The sequence below is a fragment of the Pedobacter nototheniae genome (genome assembly GCF_004335085.1).
GTDB lineage: Bacteria > Bacteroidota > Bacteroidia > Sphingobacteriales > Sphingobacteriaceae > Pedobacter > Pedobacter nototheniae.
On record NZ_RQRS01000004.1, the window covers coordinates 189,513 to 213,141 of the forward strand.

General features: G+C 39.0%; 4 protein-coding genes. All 4 read left to right on the forward strand.

Annotated features, from left to right (window positions below):
- Positions 1–190: 190 nt before the first annotated feature.
- The 4 genes from EHC72_RS05685 (at position 191) to dinB (ending at position 23,623) form a co-directional block, all read left to right on the forward strand.
- On the forward strand, positions 191–19,096 hold the full coding sequence (locus EHC72_RS05685) for a DUF7507 domain-containing protein (RefSeq protein WP_131536704.1): 18,906 nt from the start codon (positions 191–193) through the stop codon (positions 19,094–19,096).
- A 60-nt stretch (positions 19,097–19,156) separates the two neighbouring features.
- Complete coding sequence (locus EHC72_RS05690; protein WP_131536705.1) at positions 19,157–20,128, forward strand: PorP/SprF family type IX secretion system membrane protein; 972 nt, start codon at positions 19,157–19,159, stop codon at positions 20,126–20,128.
- A gap of 40 nt (positions 20,129–20,168) precedes the next feature.
- Positions 20,169–22,130: an OmpA family protein gene (locus tag EHC72_RS05695; protein WP_131536706.1), complete on the forward strand. Its 1,962-nt coding sequence runs from the start codon at positions 20,169–20,171 to the stop codon at positions 22,128–22,130.
- Between the two features lie 179 nt (positions 22,131–22,309).
- The gene (gene dinB / locus EHC72_RS05700) at positions 22,310–23,623 is read left to right on the forward strand and encodes a DNA polymerase IV (RefSeq protein WP_131536707.1); all 1,314 of its coding nucleotides are present in this window, start codon (positions 22,310–22,312) and stop codon (positions 23,621–23,623) included.
- Positions 23,624–23,629: the final 6 nt, after the last annotated feature.

A 23,629-nucleotide genomic window follows, 5' to 3' on the forward strand; every position in this document is an offset into this window, starting at 1 on the left:
TTCATTGAAGTGATATATTTGCAAATTGTTAAAGCAAATTGTTGTCATACCCTTATCAAAATTAATTAAACTAATTTATTAAAAACTACTGTTTAGAGGACTACGTATGTAGTTTATAATCAATAGAATAAAACTAAACTAACCTTTGTGTTGAAGATTCAATTCAAAGATTTTTTTCACATCCCATAATATGAATAAACGTTTACTCCTACTTCTTGTTGCCGTAATCCTTATTTTTTCTGCAAAATCATTTGGCCAAACTCCAGTTTGTGCTACTCCAGGCGCAGATGGCGCTCAAACGCTTTCAACTGCGGCGAACACTTTTTATCCTTCTAAGGCAGGAAATATTACACTTAATGCGGGTAGCACTTCATTAGAATTAGACCCGGTTCCAAACTCATTTACGGTTGGAAGCACGGTGTTTAGTTTCGGAACAACGCAAATTACAAAGGGTAATTTGCTGTTAATTATCCAAATGCAAGGTGCCGATATTAACTATACAGATGGAAGCACTTATGGATCTGGTGCAGCAGCAAATAATGGATCTGGATATACTGGAAGCATTATTGCAGGAAGATATGAGTATGTTGTAGCCTTAAATGATGTAACTACAGCTGGTGGTACACTTCAGTTTAAAGCAGCAGGTACTGGCGGAGGCTTGGTAAACAGTTATATTAATGCGGATGCTACGGCAACAAAAGGACAAAGACGTTTTCAGGTTGTACGTTTAATGCAGTTTTCTAATTTAACTATGACTACCGATATTAAAACTATTCCGTGGAATGGTAAAGCTGGTGGTTTAATTGCATTGGATGTTGCAGGTACACTTAACATGAATGGGCGTGTTATTGATGCCAGTATAACCGGTTTTAGAGGTGGTTATTTATTGCCAAGAACAATTGCTGATGTACAGCAAACTCTATATGTAACAACAAATTCTACTCTTGCAGCAACAAAAGGAGAAGGTATTGCAGGAACACCACGATTTATGTGGGATGGATATACCGCTGTTGACAATGGAGCAACTTGGGTTGGATATCCTGGAGGTGACTATGGGCGTGGGGCGCCAGGAAATGCAGGAGGCGCAGGAAATAATCACAACGCCGGTGGTGGTGGTGGTGGTAACGGATCCAAAGGTGGTGCCGGTGGATATGGTTGGGAAGGTGCAACAGGCGATTTTTCACAAACAGGCGGGCGTCCGGGAGCATTATTGCCCCAATCATTAAATAAATTATTTCTTGGCGGCGGTGGCGGCGGTGGCGATGCGAATAATGCAACCAATGGTGTAAGAGGTGGTGTTGGTGGTGGTATTATTTTAATTAATGCCAATAAAATTGATGGTACTGGTATTATTCTAGCTAACGGAGGTCGTGGGGAGCCTGGTGGACAAGGTAGTGCTGGTGATGGTGCTGGTGGTGGTGGTGCTGGTGGTACAATTTTTATAAACGTAGCCCAAACCAGTCCTACAGCTAATTTAACAATTCAAGCAAACGGTGGTGCTGGTGGTAACGCCTACACTACAGTACCTCATGGTCCTGGTGGTGGCGGTGGTGGTGGAGTAATTCACTACAAAATTCCAAATGCTACGGTTACTACTTCAACAAAAGGTGGTGCCAATGGATTATCTAACGATGGCGGTGCGGGGGCAATAGCTCACGGTGCAGAATCAGGCTCAACACCTGGAGTTGTAGATAATTTTACGGCCAGTCAACTTCCGCCAGAATTACAAGGGCAAAGTGCAACTTGTTATCCAACCTTAACGGTAACAAAATCAAGATTAAATCCAACAACTCCAATTCCTGCTGGATCGACTACAGTTTATACCATTACAGTATCAAATTCAGGTGGTGGTGCAGAAGGCGTAAGAATTAACGATCAATTACCTGCGGGTTTTACATTTGTATCGGCTACAATTTCTTATTCAGCTAATCCTGCTACTGCAACAAATATCGCAAATAGCGGTTCGGATACACAGCCAAGTTTTGGACCATTTTCTTTACTAGGAAATAGTTCTGCAACCATACAATTAACAGTTAATATTCCGGCAGGAACAACCCCGGGCACTTATAGCAATCCTGCACAGGTAACCTATTTAGATCCTAGCAGAAATAGTACAGAGCCGAACAGAATAGTTACGCCTTTGGCTTTTGCGGTTGGCGCAGCATATACTGTTTATAGAGATGGCGATAATGTTCCAGGAACTAATTATGATTCTGCATTAACTGCCGAAGATGTTACGATTGTAAAACCGAGTATTTCAATTGTAAAAACAGTAGACAATGCTTGCGTTGCCGTAGGATCAAATCGTATTTATACAATAGTAGTTAAAAACGAAGGTAACTCTACATTAAACTCACTTGTGGTTACTGATGTGATCCCGACGGGTTTAACGTTTGTAGCTACTACACTGCCAGCAGGTTGGGCTAGAACAGGTACAGCACCAAATTTAACTTATACTTTTACAGGAAGTTTAGCGGCTGGAGCAACGTCTACTTTTCCAATTACGGTAACGGCATCAACAGTGCCTGCATCAGGAAACTGGTCTAATACGGCTAATGTAACCGGAGGAAGTAATTCTACCGTTGTAGTTTATGCAAATCCAACTACTTCTAGTTCATCTATTACTTCTGGTGGAACAGCTTGTAATGATGGTACTTTCTTTATTTCTGGAAATACACCAACTGTAGGTACGGGGCAATGGAGCTTTGTGAGCAATTTAAATGGTTATGCAACATTAAACAATCCTAACCAAGTTAATACAACAGTTTCAGGTGTTAGAAACGGAACACCAGTTACGGTACAGTGGGTTATTACTAATGGTACATGTACCAGTTCTTCGCAGTTAACTTTAACCAACAATAGTACTTTGCCAACAGGTACCTTAACGGTTAATGGAAACAGTACTGTTTGTGCTTCGGCGGCATTACCTACGCTAAATATAGCATTTGGAGGTACAGGACCTTGGACCTATACTTACAGAGATCCTAACGGATTAGTTTCTCCTGAAGCAACTTCTACAAATCCATCAGTTACCATTACACCAACAATTGCAGGTACGTATACCTTGGTTATGGTTAAAAATGCAACTTGTACAGGTACGGCAACAGGAACGGTTGTTATTGCACAAAGTCCTAACACGGTTGCAGGTACAGCGGCTGCAAATCAAACTATTTGTTACAACACTGCACCAGCGGCGATTAATTTAACTGGGCAAACTGGAAATGTTGTAAGCTGGCAATCATCACCTACAGGTGCTGCAGGCAGCTGGACAAATATTGCAGGTACAGAAAACGTAACAACGATAACGCCTGGTGCTTTAACGGCAAATACATATTATAGAGCAAGGGTACAAAGTGGTGCCTGCGGTGAATTACAATCCAATGCAGTATTAATAACTGTAACTCCATTAGCAACAGGTACGGCTACACCTGCGACACAAACTATTTGTAGCGGATCGGCAATTACGACGGTAAACTTTACAGGTGCAACAAGCTATACCTGGGTAAGAGATAATACAACCAATGTAACTGGTATTGTAAGCAGCGGATCGGGAGCAAGTGTTAGCGGTACTTTAACCAATACTACAGGTGCTACACAAACGGTTACCTTTACAGTAACTCCAACTACAAGTGGTTGTGCCGGTACTCCGTTTACATTTACTGTAACTGTGCAAGGAACGGTAACTGCCGGTGCCATTGCATCAAACCAAACGGTTTGTAACAATACAGCGGTAGCTCCTTTAACTTCAACAACTGATGGAACTGGATCAGGTACAATTACCTATAAATGGGAGAATTCTACTGATGGAACGAATTGGAATTTAATTACTGGCCAAACTGGAGCAACTTATGCACCGCCAGCTTTAACGGTTACAACATTATACAGAAGATCTACAGTTTCTACTACTACATCACCAAATGTGGTATGTACATCAGCACCAACTACGGCGGTAACCATTACGGTAAAAGCATTGCCAACGAATTCAAATGCAGGTGCAAACCAAATCAGTAATAATTCTGGAGTATTTACCTTGCAAGGAAATGCACCAACATCTGGTACTGGTACCTGGACTTTAGTTAGTACCACTGGAACAGCAACAATTGCTGATCCATCCAATAGAAATACAACAGTAACGATTTCAAAAAATAGTTCGGCTATTTTTGCATGGACTATTTCAAATTCTCCTTGCGCAACTTCAAGCAGTCAGGTTACGGTAACCTACACAGAAAATGCGGATAGACAAATTACCAAAACGGTAAGCAAAACAAATCCAACGGTAGGAGAGAACATTACTTTTACACTTACAGCAACCAATAATGGGCCAAGTAATTCAACCAATGTTACTGTAACAGATTTATTAAAGGCTGGTTATACTTTTGTTAGTGCTACGCCAAGTATAGGAACTTATACTCCAGGAACTGGATTGTGGAGTATTGGAAATCTAAACAGTGGGTCATCTCAAACCTTAAATATTATTGCAACGGTTAATGCAAATGCTACTTCTGCTGATTATGTAAATGATGCAAGCATTACAGGAACGGAATCTGATGTAATTACGACAGCAAATAATAATGTTTCGCTAAATACGGTTATACCTGTTCGTAAAATAGATTTACTTTTAACTAAAACAGGATCGCCAAAACCAGCTGTTGCAGGTGGCCCATTAACCTACGTAATTACGGTAACTAACAATGGTCCGAGTAGTTTAGTTGCGGGTGATGCAATTGTACTTACAGATAATTTACCAGCAGGATTTACACCAAACTCAGGAACTTTTACAACCTCTGCAGGAACGTACAACAGTGCAAATGGCAACTGGACGGGCTTAACTTTAACAACCGGACAAACTGCAACTTTAACTATTGCAGGAAAACTTTCAGCCTCTGCAACGGGTGTAATTATTAATACAGCAAGTGTTGCGGTACCAACAGGAACAACAGATCCTGATTTAACAAATAATTCTCAAACAGATAATACATCAATAACCAGACAGGTAGATTTAGGTATAACCAAAACTGCTACACCAAAACCAGTTACTGCAGGAAACACCTTAACCTATACTATAACCTTAAGCAATAGCGGAACAAGTTCTTTATTGGCGAGTGATGTGGTTAAACTTGTGGATAATCTTCCGGCAGGATTTACTGCAACAAGCTTTAATACATCTGCAGGGTCTTATACCAGTACAAATGGAAACTGGACAGGTTTAACGTTAGCAAACGGTCAATCTGCTACTTTAACAATAGTGGGTACCGTTGCGGCAGATGCATCTGGAACCCTAAATAATACGGCAACGGTTTCTGCTCCAAGCGGAACAACAGATACCAATACCAATAATGATACGGCAACGGATCAAACCTTAATTAACAGATCAATTGATTTTAGCGTTGCTAAAACAGCTTCGCCAACAATAGCTATTGCAGGAGAAAACTTAACATATACCATTACTGTAACCAACAATGGTACAAGTAAAATGTTAACGAGTGATGTTTTAAAGGTAGTCGATAATCTTCCGGCAGGTTTTACCGCAACATCATACAATTCTTCGTTAGGAACTTATGATAGTACAAACGGAAACTGGACCAATTTAACTTTAGGAAATGGGCAATCGGCTATTTTAACAATCGTTGGAACTGTAGCAAAATCTGCAACAGGATCTATAAATAACACAGTTAATTTAACACCTCCAACAGGAATTACCGATCCAACACCTGGCAATAATACTTCAACTATTACCACAACAATTCAAGCTAAACCAGTTTTGGCGATCACAAAAACTGGTTCAGCAAGTTTAACAGCAGGAACTACAACTACATATACATTAAGAGTTGTAAACACAGGAAGTAGTGATGCCATTAATGCAGATATTACGGATGTTGTTTCAAACACATTACAAGGTGTAAGCTGGGTAAGTTCTGTAGAAGGAGCTGCAACAATAGGTACAGGTGCAACAGGAAGTGGAAATAATGTTAATTTAAAAGTAAATATTCCGGCAGGAAGCGTTAATGCCGTAAATGTAACCATTACTGGTACAGTTAATCCGGCAGCCACAGGTAGCTTAAGCAATACGGCTACAACAACACCTGCGGAGCCTCAAGGCACAGGAAGTAGCTCTACTGTTAACTCAAATATTACCAGTACATCTGGCGTTACCATTGCTAAAACTGCAGTATCTGCGGCAATAGCAGGAGATGTGCTTACTTATCAAATCCAGGTTTCTAACAATGGGCCAAGTAATGCAACGGGTACTCAAATTGCTGATGCCGTACCAGCATCATTAACCGATGTAAGTTATACTACGCAAGTTGTAGGCACTGCAGTTATTAATACTGGCGCTACCGGAACGGGAAATACCATTAATGTGGTTGGAAATATTCCTGCGGGCACATCGAATAAAATTATTATAAACGTAACCGGAACAATCAAACCAGATTTTGAAGGCACGATAACAAATACAGCTGTTGCTACACCACAAGAAAGCGGAAGCACACCTGTTAATGCTCAAGCCGTAACTGCAGTAACAAGAAAACCTTTATTTACGATAACGAAAAGTGGACCAGCTACTGCAATTGCCGGAAATAATATTGTTTACGTAATTACAGCTAAAAATAATGGTCTATCAAAAAGTTTAAACTCTGTTATTACCGATGCCGTACCAGCTTCAATAACGAATGTAACCTGGGTAAGTGCGGTTACAGGTGGTACAGCAACAATTTCTGCAGGAGCAACAGGAAGTGGAAATAATGTAAGTTTAACAGGTAGTTTTGATGCAAACAGTACTGTTCAAATTACAGTATCAGGAAAAATTGCTACCAATGCGGGTGGTACAATAAGCAACACAGCTACTGTAACCCCAACAGAAACTGGTGTTACACCAGTAACTTCTACTGCTGTAAGTACTACTTTAAGCAGTAAATCTGGATTAACAATTTTAAAAAGCACAGTTACAGCATTAACCTCAGGATCAAATATTACCTATACAATTGAGTTAGGTAATGATGGTCCTAGTGATGCAATTAATGCAACTTTAAATGATGCAATTTCAGCACAGGTTTTAAATCCAACATGGACTTCAGCCGTACAAGGCGCTGCAGCCATCAACTCAGGAGCAACCGGAAGTGGTAATACCCTTCAGCTTGTGGCTAATATTCCGGCAGGTGCTGCAAATAAAATTGTGGTAACCATAACCGGAAAAGTAAATCCAGCTTTTAATGGAACTTTAACAAATACAGCAACAATTACAGCTACAGAAACTGGAAGTCCTTCGCCATCATCAACAACCAGTACAACAGTAAATAGAACACCAACTATAGCCATTACAAAAAATGGCCCTACAGCATTATTAGCTGGAGAAAATATAACTTATACGCTTGATGTATTTAATACGGGTAGTGCAGATGCATTAAACGTTGCAATTGCAGATAATGTTGCTGCTCAGCTAACGGGGGTTACCTGGACGGCAACTAGTACAGGGGCTGCACAAGTTTTAACAGGTGCAACAGGTACAGGCAACACAGTGGCATTAACTGGAAATATTCCTGCAGGAAACCCCAACCACATTACGGTAACCATAACAGGAAAAGTAAGTTCATCATTTAATGGTAACTTATCAAATACAGCAACAGCAACTCCTGCAGAGCCTGGAACAACACCAGCAAGCTCTACAATAACCACTGTTGTAAGTAAAATTCCTGTATTGGCAATTTCAAAAAGTGGACCAGGCACCATAAACGCTGGTCAACAAATTAATTACAACATTATAGTAACTAATACTGGTACGGCAGATGCAACTGCGGCAGTTATTACAGATGCAATTCCGGCTGGTATAACCAATGTAACCTGGACAGCTACAGCTACTGGAGCAACAATAAGCGCTGGTGCTACAGGTACTGGTAATGCTTTGAGTGTTACGGGAAGTATTCCTGCTGGGGCAGCTAATAAAATTGTAATTGCTGTAACAGGAGCGGTAGATGCAAATGCAGCTGCCGGAAATTTAACTAATAGTGCAACTGTAACCCCATCAGAAACGGGTGCAATTGCAAAAACATCAAATACAGTAACAACGGCAGTTAGTAAATTGCCATCTATAAGTATTACAAAAACTGGTCCTGCTACGGCTAATGCTGGTGAAACCATTACGTATGTAATTGAAGCAGTTAACAGTGGACCGTCTAATGCAACTAACTTAAGCTTAACGGATGCTGTGCCAACGCAACTTACAGGTGTAACCTGGACAGCAGTGGCTGCGGGTACATCCAATGTAAGTGTTGCCAGCGGAACAGGAAACGTAAACTTAACAAGTAACTTAAAAGTTGGTACTGCAAATAAAGTAACCATTACAGTTACTGGCACTATTGCAGCTTCGCAAAGTAATGTTACCATTACCAATCAAGCGGTGGCAACACCAACTGAACCAGGTATTGCGCCTGTAAATTCGAATGTTGTAAGTACTAATATTTCAAATAAGAGTACATTATCAATTGTAAAATCAGGACCATCATCTGTTAATGCAGGAGAAACAGTAAACTATACTTTAACGATTAAAAATGCTGGTCCGAGTAATGCAGTTGGTGCGGTTATTACCGATAACATTCCAACTGATATTACTAATGTAAGCTGGACTACATCTGCTACTGGGGCGGCAACTATTACTTTAGGCGGTACAGGAACTGGAAATGCATTAAGCATTACAGGCAATTTACCTGCGGGTGCAGCAAATGTAATTACAGTAAACATTACGGGTAAGCTAAGCGCATCTACAACAAATGCATCTATTTCTAACCAGGCTACGGTTACACCTGCCGAAGCTGGAAATACACCTGTAAATTCAAATACGGTTACTTCAACGGTTACCAAACAGGCAGATTTAAGGATTGAGAAAACTGGACCGTCGGCTGCAGTAGCTGGCGAGCAGGTTAATTATACCATTACGGTTACTAACGCTGGTCCGAGTGATATTATAGGTGCAATTATTGCTGATGCAATTCCTACAACTATTCTTTCGCCAACCTGGACAGTAGTTACACAAGGTACAGCAACGGCGAGTGCGGCAAGTGGAACCGGGAACGTAAATATTGCAGGTAATATAAAAGCAGGAACAACAGATAAGATTATCATTTCTGTAACAGGAAAAATTGATCCTGATTTTGCGGGCACAGTTTCAAATACTGCAACAGCAACTCCACCTTCTGGTACAACAGATCCTACGGTAGCAACCAGTACCGTAAATACTACAGTAACTAAAAAGGCTAACGTTAGAATAACAAAATCGGGGCCTGCTAATGTGGGTGCTGGTGAAATAATCAGTTATACATTACGCATTGTAAATGATGGACCAAGTACTGCTACAAATACCGCAATAGTTGATGCTTTACCAAATGGAATTATTGCTCCTTTTGCATGGAATGTAACACTATCTGGTGGTGCAACCGCTACAGCAACGAGTGGAACAACGGGTAATATTAGCTTTAATGCAACTATTCCGCCAAGTACGGGTGTTGTTTTAGTTAACATTACGGGTAAGGTAGATCCAGCTTTAATGCAAGGAGCGAGCCTTACAAATACGGCCACTGCAACCGTTGATCCGAGTATAACTGATCCAGATTTAACCGATAATTCATCAACCAAAGTAACAGCGGTTGATAATGATCCAGTGTTTAGAGTATCTAAATCAGGTCCTGCTACGGCAAACATTGGTGATCCAATTACTTACACCATTTTAGTAAGCAACACTGGAACAGGAAATATTACCAATGCATTTATTGTGGATAATGTACCATCGGATGTTCAGGTAACAAGTTGGAATGCAGTTTCCTCAACGGGCGCTACTATTACAGGTTCAACTAGTGGTAATACAAATTCAGTAGCTACAAAAGCTAATATTAATGCAGGTTCTGGAGTGGTTACTATTACCGTAAATGGTATTGTTACCCAAACTGCCAGAGCTTCATTTACCAATAAGGCTGAGGTTACGGCAAGTGATATTAAAGAAAGCTCTGTAACAACAAGTATCAATAAATCAACAGATATTGAGATTACTAAAACGGGCCCGCAAAGTGTAGCTGCTGGAGATAATATCAGCTACTCTATTCGTGTAAATAATATTGGATCAGTAAATGTTTCTGGGTTATCAATTTCGGATGTTGTTCCTTCCAAAATTACAAATGTAGTTTGGTCTGCAGTTGCAAGTGGTTCAGCATCGGTTATCGGAACTGCATCTGGAAACGGAAATTCTATTAACTTAAATGGAAGGGTAGACGCTGGTGCGGCAAATTATATTACCATCACCGTAAATGGTAAAGTTCCTTCAAGCGAAACGGGAACACTAGCCAACACCGCTACGGTAAATATTACAGATGGCATTTCGGATTTTAACTTAGCCAATAATACATCTACAGTAAATACAAATATTATTAATACCCCAACGCTAATTGTTCAAAAAAGTGGACCAAATGCGGCTGCTTCGGGTACACCAATTAGTTATACTTTAACCGTTAGTAACAACGGACCAAGTGATGCCACAGCCGTAAATATTGCCGACGTTGTGCCAACAGATGTTACAGGAGTAACCTGGACGGCAACAGCAAATGGAGTATCAACTATTACAAGTGGAGCATCAGGATCATCAAATACCATCGCGGTGGTTGGAAATATCCCAGTAGGTGCGGCAAATTATATTACTATTTTAGTTAAAGGAACAATTAATCCATCTTTTGCAGGAAATATTTTAAATACTGCATCAGCAAAAATTGGAACTTCTGGTACACCTGTAAGTTCGCCAACTGTAACTACTGTTGTTTCTAAGCAAACAAATATTAGTATAATTAAATCTGGTCCGGCAACATTAAGCGCTGGTTTGCCAATTACATATACTATTGAGGTAACCAACGCAGGGCCAAGTAATGCTTCGGGTACAACCATAACTGATGCAATACCTGCGGCAATACAAAATGCAAACTGGGTTGCTACTGCCACTAATGGTGCTGCAATTACTACAGGGGCAACTGGTACAGGAAATGCGCTTTCTGTTAAAGGTGATATTTTAGCGGGTGGAAACTCAAAAATATTAATTACAGTAAGCGGAACGGTAGCATCAAACGCAAGTGGAAATCTTGTAAATACTGCAACTGCTACACCAGCAGAACCAGGTAATCCACCTGTAGTTTCTACACCGGTAACTACTGCCTTGCAAAAAACACCAGGGCTTTCATTATCAAAATCTGCACCTGGAACTGCATCAGCAGGACAACAAATTACGTATACTTTAAAATTAACCAATGCAGGACCATCGGATGCAGTAAATACTTCAATATCTGATATTATTTCTGCTGATATTAGCAATGTAAATTGGACAGCTACTGCTACTAATGGAGCTACAATTACTGGTGCAACTACAGGAAACACCAATAATGTATCTACCAAGGTAAATGTTCCAGTAAATGGAGTGGTTACGGTTTCAATTACCGGAACTATTAGTCCGCTTTATGTTGGAAATATTGTAAATACAGCTCAGGCAACACCTTCTGAGCCTGGTATTGCGGCTTCTACAGCTACAGCAACTACAACTGTTTCTAAATCGGTAAGCCCGGTAATTACAAAAACTGGCCCGGCAACAGCTTTGGCTGGTGAGGAAATTAATTACCAAATTAGTGTTAGAAACAATGGGCCGAGTACAGCTTTAAATGCTACCATAATAGATGCGGTGCCTAGCGACATTAAAAATGTAAGCTGGACGGCAACCGCTCAAGGTAATGCGGTTATAAACACTGGTAATAATGGAAATACCAATACTGTTAATGTAAATGCAAATCTTCCTGCTGGCACAAATGATTTAATTATCATTAATGTTAAAGGAACGATTTCAAATTCATTCTCAGGTAACATTTCAAATTCTGCAACTATTACACCAACGGAAGCTGGAAGCACTCCGGTAACTTCAGCTGCTGTTGTAACTGCGGTACAAAGAAAACCAATATTAAAAATTACTAAAGTTGGTCCGGCTACATTAACGGCAGGTGCAAACATTAGTTATTTAATAAACGTTACAAATGAAGGTACAGGCGATGCTGTTGGGCTTAACATTTCTGATGTTGTTCCAACTCAAATTACCAATATTGTTGTTGCACCAACTGTAACAGGAAGTGCAAGTATAACGGCAAATACCTTAACAGGACAAACCATTAGCATTACTGGTAATATTAGTGCGGGTGCAGGAAATGGAATTACCATTTCTGTTACTGGTAAGGTGCCAGCCAATTATAGTGGTACATTATCTAATACCGCAACAGCTACACCAGCAGAGGCTGGAGCTCCAACTTCAACATCTACAGCAAATACTGTGGTAAGCAGAATTCCTGTTTTAGAAATTATAAAAACTGGGCCATCTACTGCAATCGCAGGTGCTGCAATTGAATATATTCTAACAGTAAGAAATACGAGCAGTAGTGATGCGCTTGCATCTGTAATTGCAGATGCTGTTCCATCAGGAATTCAGAATGTAAGTTGGACAACAAGTTTAGCAGGAACAGCAACTATAACATCAGGTGCTACAGGAATAGGTAATGCAGTTTCTGTAACGGCAAATATTCCGGCAGGTTCGGGCAATGTGGTTACTGTTTCTATTAAAGGAACAATTCCGCCAAGTGCAACAGGAAGTTTAACTAATACAGCAACAGCTAAGCCAGTAGAAAGTGGTACATCTACAGCAATATCTGGTACAATAAATACAAATATTGAAAGCAGTACAGATTTATACGTAACGAATACAGTTTCTAATGGTTTCCAAAAAGTTGGTCAGCCAGTTGTATTCACAATTACCGCTGGAAATAATGGTCCAAGTAATGCAACAAATGTTCAGGTGGCAGATTTATTACCTGCAGGATATGAATATGTATCGGCTACTGTTGGTCAGGGTTCATACGATTCTAATTCAGGCGTATGGCTGGTTGGTGCTTTAAATAGTGGTACAAGTTCTGTATTAACCATCACGGCAAAAGTGAAAATAGGTACAAACTACAGTACAACGGCAACTATTACGGGCGCAGAAAATGATCCTTTCTTGGATAATAATAAAGCATCTACGGGAGTAACAACAGTAAATAGTGATCCTGTTGCATTGCCAGATACTAAAACAACAAATGAAGATGTAACTTTAACTGTTGCTGCTGCCGATGGTGTTTTAGCCAATGATAGTGATGTTGACGGAAATACTTTAACAGTTACAAAATACAGTATTGCTGGTACAGATTATACAGCAGGTACATCGCATTTAATTCCAAGCGTAGGTAAAATTACTTTAAACGCAGATGGAAGTTATGTTTTTGTACCTGAACAAGATTATTTCGGTACTGTACCTACCATTACTTATTATATTAGTGATGGAAATGGTGGTGTGACAAACAGCACCTTAGATATTACAGTTAATTCTGTAAATGATGCTCCATCGTTTATTAAAGGCGCAAATCAGTTGGTTAATCAAAATGCACCAGCACAAACGGTAGTGGCTTGGGCAACGGCAATTAGTGCTGGTCCGGCAAATGAAAGTGCTCAAACTGTAGCCTTTATTACCACAAATAATAATAATGCCTTATTTGCAAGTCAGCCTACAATTTCTGCAAATGGAACACTTACGTATACGCCAGCACCAAACGCATCAGGTACGGCAACGGTAACTGTTTACTTGAAAGATAACGGCGGAACGGCTAATTGTGGTGTTGACCAAAGTTTACCGCAAACCTTTATTATCAGAATTAATAGTTTGCCAACTACAGATGATAAAACCAATGCTGCGGTAATTCCAAGTACAACTACTGTGCCTACAGATATTGATAATCCATCAGGATCTGACATTGATGGAACTGTTGTAGCTTATATTATTAATACACTGCCAACTAAGGGAACTTTATACCTTGCTGATGGTGTTACAGTGGTTACCGTAGGACAAGAATTAACGCAAGCAGAAGCTAATGGATTAAAATTCTTGCCAAATGGCACAACTTCAGGTACAACTACTTTCACTTTATCTGCAAAAGATAATGATGGAGGGGTAGACCCAACACCAGCAACATTTACCATCAATATTCAGCCAGTTGGTGTAACAGATAATGTTACTACTACAGTTAATACCGCTATTAATACGGATGTAAAAGCAAATGATGGTCCGGGTTTAACAAACGCGATAGTAACTGTTGTAACTAATGGCTTAAATGGAACTGCAGTAACTAAACCAGATGGAACAATTACTTATACGCCAAACAATAATTATGTTGGTAAGGATACTTACACCTATACATTAACTGTAGATGGTGTAGTTAGCGCACCAATTACGGTAAATGTTCAGGTGAAACCAACAGGTGTAAATGATAACGATTTAACGCCAGTAAATGTAGCGGTTACCACAACGGTAAAAGCTAATGATGGTGCTGTATCTGCAGGACTAACGGTTGTAAAAGCATCAGATCCTGCAAACGGAAGCATTTTGGTAAATGCGGATGGAACAATTACCTATACACCAAATAATAATTTTGTAGGCACAGATAGCTATACTTATAAATTGCAAACTGCAGATGGAGTATTATCAGATGCCATTACAGTAACAATTAATGTTTATAAAGCTTCGTTTGATTTTACCAAAGTTGTAACAGGAACAGTACCTACAACAGAAAATGGGGTAATTAATTATGCTTTAAAAGTAACCAATACAGGAACGGTAACTTTAACAAATATTATAATTACAGATGCTAATGCAACAGTAACAGGATCACCAATTGCAACATTAGCGCCAGGTGCTTCAGTAACTGTAACAGCAACGCATGTTTTAACTCAGGGCGAAATTGATTTTGGAAGTGTAACCAATCAGGCTAGTGCTACAGGAGCTGATCCTAAAAACAATCCTATAACTAAGGTTTCTGATGATCCATTAACCACAACAACGCCTAACGATGCTACGGTTACGCCAATTACGGCTAACCCACTTTTAGCATTGGTTAAAACAGGTGTACTTGCTGCGGATGGAAATACAATTACCTATAACTTTACTGTAAAAAATATAGGAAACGTAACCATTAGTAATTTAACCTTAACAGATAGCAAAATTACGGGTAGCATTACTTTATCTCCATTAACACTTGCACCAAATGCAATGGCAACTGGAACTGCAGTTTATACATTAACGCAGGCAGAAAAAGAGTCAGGCTCTGTTTCTAATACAGCAACAGTTAAAGGTAAAACGCCAGCAGGGACAGATGTTCAGGATGTTTCAGGAACGGCAGAAAACAATGATAATCCTACAGTTACTAAAACTGGTGTGGTTGCTATTAATGATAGCGGTTCGGTAAATGGTTTCTCAGGAGGTACAGCGGTTGAAAATGTTTTAGCAAATGATTTCTATAATGGAGGTCAGGCTACATTAAGCAATGTTAATTTAACACAATTATCAACCGAAAACCCTAAAGTAACATTGGATCCTGCTACAGGAAAGGTAATCGTTGCTCCAGATACGAAAGCGGGTACTTACAAAGTAGAATATGAAATTGAAGATAAGTTAAATCCAGGTCAGAAAACTAAAGCAACTGTTACCGTAACAGTAACAGCGCCAGCATTAGTTGCGGTAGATGATAGTGGTTCGGTAAATGGATTCTCTGGAGGTACAGCTGTTGAAAACGTATTGGCAAACGATACTTACAATGGAGTTGCAGCAACGTTAACAACTGTTAATTTGAGTCAGTTGAGTACTTCAGATGCCAATGTGAACTTAGATCCATTAACAGGAAAAGTGATTGTTAAGCCAGGTACAAAAGCTGGAACTTATACGGTACAATATCAAATTCAGGATAAACTGAACCCAACATTAACCACAACAGCAACCGTTACCGTTACGGTAACAGCGCCAGGATTGGTTGCGGTTGATGATAGCGGTTCGGCAAATGGATTCTCAGGCGGTACAGCTGTTGAAAACGTATTGGTAAACGATACTTACAACGGAGTTGCAGCAACGTTAGCAACTGTTAATTTAAGTCAGTTAAGCACTTCAGATGCCAATGTGAACTTAGATCCACTAACAGGAAAAGTGATTGTTAAACCAGGTACAAAAGCTGGAACTTATACGGTACAATATCAAATTCAGGATAAACTGAACCCAACATTGACCACAACAGCAACCGTTACCGTTACGGTAACAGCGCCAGCATTGGTTGCGGTTGATGATAGTGGTTCGGCAAATGGATTCTCTGGAGGTACAGCTGTTGAAAACGTATTGGTAAACGATACTTACAACGGAGTTGCAGCAACATTAACGACTGTTAATTTAAGTCAGTTAAGTACTTCAGATGCCAATGTAAACTTAGATCCACTAACAGGAAAAGTGATTGTTAAGCCAGGTACAAAAGCTGGAACTTATACGGTACAATATCAAATTCAGGATAAACTGAACCCAACATTAACCACAACAGCAACCGTTACCGTTACGGTAACCACAGGCGATATTTTAGCAAATGATGATAATGGCGATGTAAATGGATTTGCAGGTGGAGTAGCTGTTCCAAATGTATTAGTAAACGATACTTATAATGATGGCATTCAAGCTTCATTAACTAATGTAAGTATCGATCAGGTTTCAACAGAAAATACGGGTATCAATGTAAATCCTGCTACTGGTGCTGTGTCGGTATTACCGAAAACATTACCAGGTGTTTATACCTTGTTTTATAAAATCACAGATAAATTAGATATTACAAAAACATCTATTGCTAAAGTTAAAATCACGGTTGCAAATTGGAATACCGATCTTTCAGTAACTAAAGTCGCAAACAAAACTGCCGTAGAAAATAACGAAAGCATCAGTTATACCATTACCGTTAAAAATAATGGTCCGGCTACAGTATTAAGCGGTCAGGCGATTGGTTTAACGGAAAACCTTCCTACAGGTTTAGAAAATGTAACTTATGTAGCAAATGGAGGCATATACAACGCAGTGGCAAATACCTTTACCGTAAATGCTGATCTTGTTGCAGGCCAATCTGTGAGCTTAATTGTTAATGCAAATGTAACTTCCAATTATAGCGGATCATTAAATAATCAGGTTAGCGTAACAGCTGCTCCTGGTACAACTGATCCTAACACAGCCGATAATACTGCATCAGTAACAACTCCAGTATTGAAGGGCGGAATTGCCTTGATAAAAGTTGGTGCATTAAGTGCTGATGGAAATACAATTAAATACACATTTACAATTACCAATACCGGAAATACCGATTTAACTTCTATTTTATTAATAGATGCTAAATTAGGATTGAATAAAACCATTGCAGGAACTTTAGCAGCAGGACAAAGCATTACAGACGTTGAAACTTATACTTTAAGTCAGGCAGAGAAAAATGCAGGCGCCGTAAGTAATACAGCAAGTGTAAATGCAAAAACCAGTGCAGGCAATCCTTTAACAGATATTTCTGGTACGGATAATGGCAACAATACGCCAACGGTAACATTAATTCCGGCAACACCAGCCATGAAGTTTACAAAACGTACAACAAATACGGTAAGCAAAGTAGGCGATGTTATTAACTACGAAATTATTGTAACCAACACTGGAAATGTAACCTTAACTAACGTTGCAATTGTGGATGCAGGTGCAGATGCGGGATCAATTACGCCAGCCGGAATTGCGAGCTTAGCACCGGGCGTAAGTGTAACGGCAACAGCTAAACACACTGTTACCTTAACAGAAGTAAATGCAGGTTCTTTCACTAACCAGGCATCCGCTACAGCGCAAACGCCAAATGGGGGTACATTTAGTAAACCTAAGTCAGATGATCCAACCACGGCAGAACCTGATGATGCAACCGTAACTATAATTAGTCCGGCAGGAGCAATTACCTTAGTTAAAACAGGAACATTAAGTGCTGATGGCAATAGAATTACATACACTTTCCGTATTAAAAATACTGGAAATGTAACTCTACACGTAATCACATTAGTAGATGCAAAAATTGGATTAAACAAAATTCTTCCAGGCGTAATTTTACCTGGCGAATCGGTTACTGATACTTATGTATACACCTTAACTTTAGCAGATAAAGATGCAGGAAGCGTTACCAATACAGCAACCGTTACCGGCCAAACGCCAAATGCAGTAGCGGTATCGGATATATCTGGAACAGATGAAACCAATAATACACCTACAGTAACGGTAATTCCAGCAAATGGATCAATTACTTTGGTTAAAACTGCAACCTTTAGTGGCAATAAGGTTACTTATACCTTCACCATTAAAAATATAGGTACGGTTACCTTAAATACCATTACCCTTAGTGATGCTAAACTTGGTATTACTAACAAGGTAATTACTGTTGCAGGTGGTTTATTGCCAGGCGCTACTACAACAACTACCGAAGTTTATACATTAACACAAGCCGATAAGGATTTGGGTAGTGTAAGCAATACCGCAACGGTTAATGCTAAAACTCCACTTGGTACAAATGTTAGTGATGTTTCTGGTACTACCGAAGGCAACAATACACCAACAGTAATCAGCGTGCCAAAATCTCCTGTTGCAGTTGATGATAAAGCCGAAACAAAAGCAAATGCTCCAGTAGTCATAAATGTACTTGCAAATGATGATCCAGGTAACTCTACGTTAGATAAATTAACAGTAGAAATTATTAACCAGCCTAAAAATGGTACAGTAAAAGTAAATCCTGATGGTACAATAACCTACACACCAAATCCTGGTTATACCGGGGGCGATACCTTTACCTATAGAGTGAAAGATGGGTTTGGTTATTATACTAATGTAGCAACCGTAACACTTGCAGCCAATTTCTTTGATGTTAATGTGCCTAATTTGTTTACGCCAAACGGTGATGGTATTAACGATACCTTCGAAATACGTGGATTAAATCAGTATCAGGAAAATGAGTTAACAATCGTTAACCGTTGGGGTAACGAAGTTTTCAGAGCCAAAGGTTATCAAAACAACTGGACAGGAGAAGGGTTGAATGAAGGTACTTACTTCTACTTATTACGAATTAAGAAACCAGGAAGTTCAGAGTTTCAAGTGTTAAAAGGATATATAACCTTAATTAGAGCATTTAAAAAATAAGATATGAGGCTAAAGGAAATCGGGTATTTTTGCCTGGTTTCCTTTAAAGATATTAAGAAGATGAAAAAATTAATATGGATACTAACAGGCTTATTTCTGTTATTTGTTAAGCCAGTTTCCGCTCAGCAAGATGCACAGTATAGTCAGTACATGTTTAACGGGATTTACATTAACCCAGCATATGCAGGCTATAAAGAAGTGCTAAATGTGCATAGCTTTTACCGTAGCCAGTGGACGGGTATTAGCGGCGCACCACGCAGTATGTCGCTCGCGGTAGATGCCATTGCAAATAATGGTAACGTTGGTTTAGCCTTGCAGGTTTCTAGTGATAAACTTGGTGCCCAAACCAATTTAAGCATTTATGGTAATTATGCTTATCGCATTAGAATGAATGATGATGGCAGCTCTCGTTTAGCACTTGGTTTAGGCGTTGGCATGGTGCAACTAGGTATTGATGGTTCTATGTTAAATACAAATGATCCAGAACCTAATCAGCCTGTGGGCATACAGAGTACAATTGTGCCCGATGCCCGTGCCGGTATTTACTACGCCGATGATCGTTTTTATGCTGGCTTTTCTGCCGATAATTTGATCTCACAATATGTAAAAATCGACCGTTATGCTTTTATTCCTCAACCTAAACCTCATTATTACTTAACAGCAGGCGCTTTATTCCCTTTAAACGAAGATTTTCAGGTTAAACCTTCATTCCTTTTAAAAGATGATAGAGGTGGCCCAACAAGTTTAGATGTAAATGCCTTTTTAATGATAAAAGATGTGCTATGGATTGGAGGATCTTACCGCACAGGTGTAAAATTATACGATAAAAGTTATCTCCAAAAAGACCTTAGTCAAAGAAATTCAGCCGTTGCAGCTATTCAGTTTTTCCCCTCAGAAAAGATTAGAATCGGCTACGGCTACGATTTTTCAATCGGTCCGCTGCAAGGTTATAGTGGTGGAACGCATGAAATATCAATTGCCTTTTCATTCATAAAACCTAATGTTAGAATGGCAACCCCAAGGGTATTTTAAGGATAATAACTATTTTAGTTCAAGATAATATATCAATATAATGAAGAAAATTTTACTTGGTTTATGCTTTTCCGCTTATTGTTTAGGTGGATTAAGTTTTTCTGCAAAGGCTCAATTTGTAATCAAAGAAGCAGATAAACAGTACGACCTTTTTAACTATAGCAAAGCAATAGATTTATACGAGCAAGCTTATAAAAAGAAAGAAACACTTCACGCTGCAGAACGCCTTGCCAATGCCTACAGTTTTATTAATAATTATAAACAGGCAGAAAGTTGGTATGCCATTGCCGTAAAAATGCCAGGAAGTGCTGTAGAAAATACACTTAACTATGCAAAGGCACTTCAAAGCAATTCAAAGTATAGCGAAGCAAAAGTTCAGTACCTTAATTATATCGATCTGAATAAAAAGGTTTCAGAAAAACAACAAAGCATCTGGGTTTCTTCATGTGATTCTGCCCTGAAATGGATGAAAAATCCTAAACAATTAGAAATAATTAATCAAAAAGCTTTAAATAGTGCTCAGTCAGATTGGGGCGCCGTAACTTATCAGGGAGGTGTAGTTTTTACTTCCGACAGAACTAACACCGGCCTTGAAACAAATGAAGGTAAACCTTTTTTAAAGTTTGATGGCGCAAAACTTCCTGATAAAAAGATTTACGGATGGACAGGGAATGGTTATTTGAAACTGTACATAAAACCTACAGCAACTGATAGCATTAAGCTGTTTCCAATAAATACCGGTACCAATTACCATGTGGGTGCTGCAAGTTTTACAGCCGATGGGAACACCATGTATTTTACTTTAACACGTATTCCAGAGCATTTGGAAAAGGTGAAAAATAAGCCAAGCACCATTAATGTAGAAATTTATAGCAGCACAAAAGATGCAAATGGAACCTGGACAGAACCTGTTTCTTTTCCATATAATAATGTAAGCCAATATTCGGTAGGCGATCCTTTTATTTCCTCAAACGGACAAAGTTTATATTTTGCTTCCAATATGCCCGGCGGTAAAGGCGGTACCGATCTTTATGTGTGTTTAAAAACTGATGCTGGCGATTGGGGTAAACCAGAAAATCTTGCCGATGTAAATACTGAAGGCAACGAACGAAGTCCTGTTTTTGATGCCAATAATAATTTTTACTTTTCAAGCGATGGCCGCATTGGTATGGGTGGTTTAGATGTTTATCGTGCTTTACGCAATGCAACAGGTATAGGTCAGGTCGAAAATATGGGCTATCCATTTAATTCGCCACAAGATGATTTCGGCTTCAGCCTGAATGATAAAGGTGGGATCGTTTACCTGTCATCCAATCGCGATGGCGGTTTAGGAAATGATGATATTTATAGCCTCGATCAAAAAGCCATTTTAGCATTTAAATTAACCGGTCGTGTTTATGATAAGAAAACCAGTCAGCCTTTAGCAAATGCAATTGTAACTTTGCAAAAAGTAAATGGCGGTAGCTTAAAAGTTGAAACAGATGATAATGGCGGTTTTAAATTCAACTTAAGTAAAGAAACAGAATACAATGTAATCGGTGAGAAAACCAATTACAGATCAGATTCTGAAAACCTTGCAACCATTGGATTAACCACTTCAAGTATTCTTACGCAAGATTTATATTTAGAACCGGTAGAAATTAACAAAGCCATCCGTTTAGAAAACATTTACTACGATTTTGATAAATGGAATATCCGTGCCGATGCAGCAGTAGAATTGGATAAGCTTGTTAAAATTATGACTGAAAATCCAACCATTTGGATCGAGTTAGGTTCACACACCGATAGCCGTGGTAAGGATAGTTATAACCTTACTTTATCTCAAAAAAGAGCCGAATCAGCCGTTCAGTATATTATATCAAGAGGGATAGATAAAAACCGAATTACCGCAAAAGGGTATGGCGAAACACAACTTTTAAACCGTTGTGCAAATGGTGTAGAATGTACCGATGTAGAACATCAGTTAAATAGAAGAACTGAATTTAAAATTGTTAAACAATAGCAGATAAGCGTACAATATAACTTTAATTTTTTAGTCAAATGCCCGGATTTATCCGGGCATTTTTGGTTTATGTTTAACTAAATATATTAGTAAAATGTGGATAAAATAATTTTTATAGATGAATTTTTTACTAAATAAATTAGTATTTTTGTTTTGTTAAACAAAGCATAAATTTCAAAATGAATACGCAGAAAGACAAACATATTATTCATATGGATCAGGATGCTTTTTTCGTTTCTGTAGAAATTAAAAAGAATTCTAAACTGGCAGGTAAACCCGTTATTATTGGTGGTAGTTCTGAACGTGGAGTAGTGGCCTCCTGTAGTTACGAAGCCCGTAAATTTGGTATTCATTCTGCTATGCCAGCACGTACAGCAAAAATACTTTGTCCGCAAGCTATTTTTGTAAAAGGAAATATGGACGAATATTCCAAGGCTTCTCATGAAATTACTGAGATTATTTCGCAGCGGGTGCCTTTGTTTGAAAAAGCAAGTATCGATGAACATTATATTGATATGACTGGAATGGATAAGTTTTTCGGCTGTATGAAATTTGCTTCCGAATTACGACAAACCATTATTAAGGAAAGCGGATTACCCATTTCTTTCGGCTTATCTGTAAATAAAACCGTAGCTAAAATTGCTACAAACGAATCTAAACCAGCAGGAGAACTGGAGGTTGTTTTTAATGAAGTTCAGCCTTTTTTAAATCCCTTATCCGTTCATAAAATTCCTGGAATTGGACATGCTACCTATAAAAAGCTCAGCGAGATGGGCGTAAGGCAAATTGAAACCCTTACGCAAATCCCGCAGGAGCTTATGTTTAAAATACTTGGACAACACGGACTAAGCTTATGGCAAAAAGCCAATGGTATTGATTTAGCGCCTGTTGTGCCTTATCGCGAGCGAAAATCAATCGGCACACAGGCAACTTTTGAAAGCGATACAATGGATATTGCCAAGTTAAAGGCTATTATTACAGGAATGGTAACCGGATTAACCTTCCAGTTGCGAAATCAATGCAAACTTACCGCTTGTATTACCGTAACCATCAGGTATACCAATTTTGAAACCGTTACCCGCCAAGAACGTATTCCTTATACCTCATTGGATTCTTTTTTGATTAAAAAAGCACATGATCTGTTCGATAAACTTTATTCTAAACGAATGCTGTTGCGATTGATAGGCGTAAAACTTTCGCATTTAGTTAGTGGTTACGAGCAAATTGGACTTTATGATATTGGCGAAGAAGAATACAATTTATATCAAGCAATGGATAAAGTGCGTAATCATTATGGAGATGATGCCGTAGTTAAAGCCTGTATTGTAACCCAACCACAACGTGATAAGAATAATAAAGTAATTAAATATAATCCCCGTAAAAAGAAGGTTGTTGAAGAAACAGAAGAAGAAAAAGCCGAAAGTTATAAGCGATCAAGAATGAGAAGTTTTATGAATGAAAAAGGCATAATTGGTACAAAATCCTATGATTAATTTAAA

Bases quoted from the DNA above. Each gene is read 5' to 3' on its own strand.
- EHC72_RS05685 (WP_131536704.1), top strand. From the start codon at position 191: ATGAATAAACGTTTACTCCTACTTCTTGTTGCCGTAATCCTTATTTTT.
- EHC72_RS05695 (WP_131536706.1), top strand. From the start codon at position 20,169: ATGAAGAAAATTTTACTTGGTTTATGCTTTTCCGCTTATTGTTTAGGT.
- dinB (WP_131536707.1), top strand. From the start codon at position 22,310: ATGAATACGCAGAAAGACAAACATATTATTCATATGGATCAGGATGCT.
- EHC72_RS05690 (WP_131536705.1), top strand. From the start codon at position 19,157: ATGAAAAAATTAATATGGATACTAACAGGCTTATTTCTGTTATTTGTT.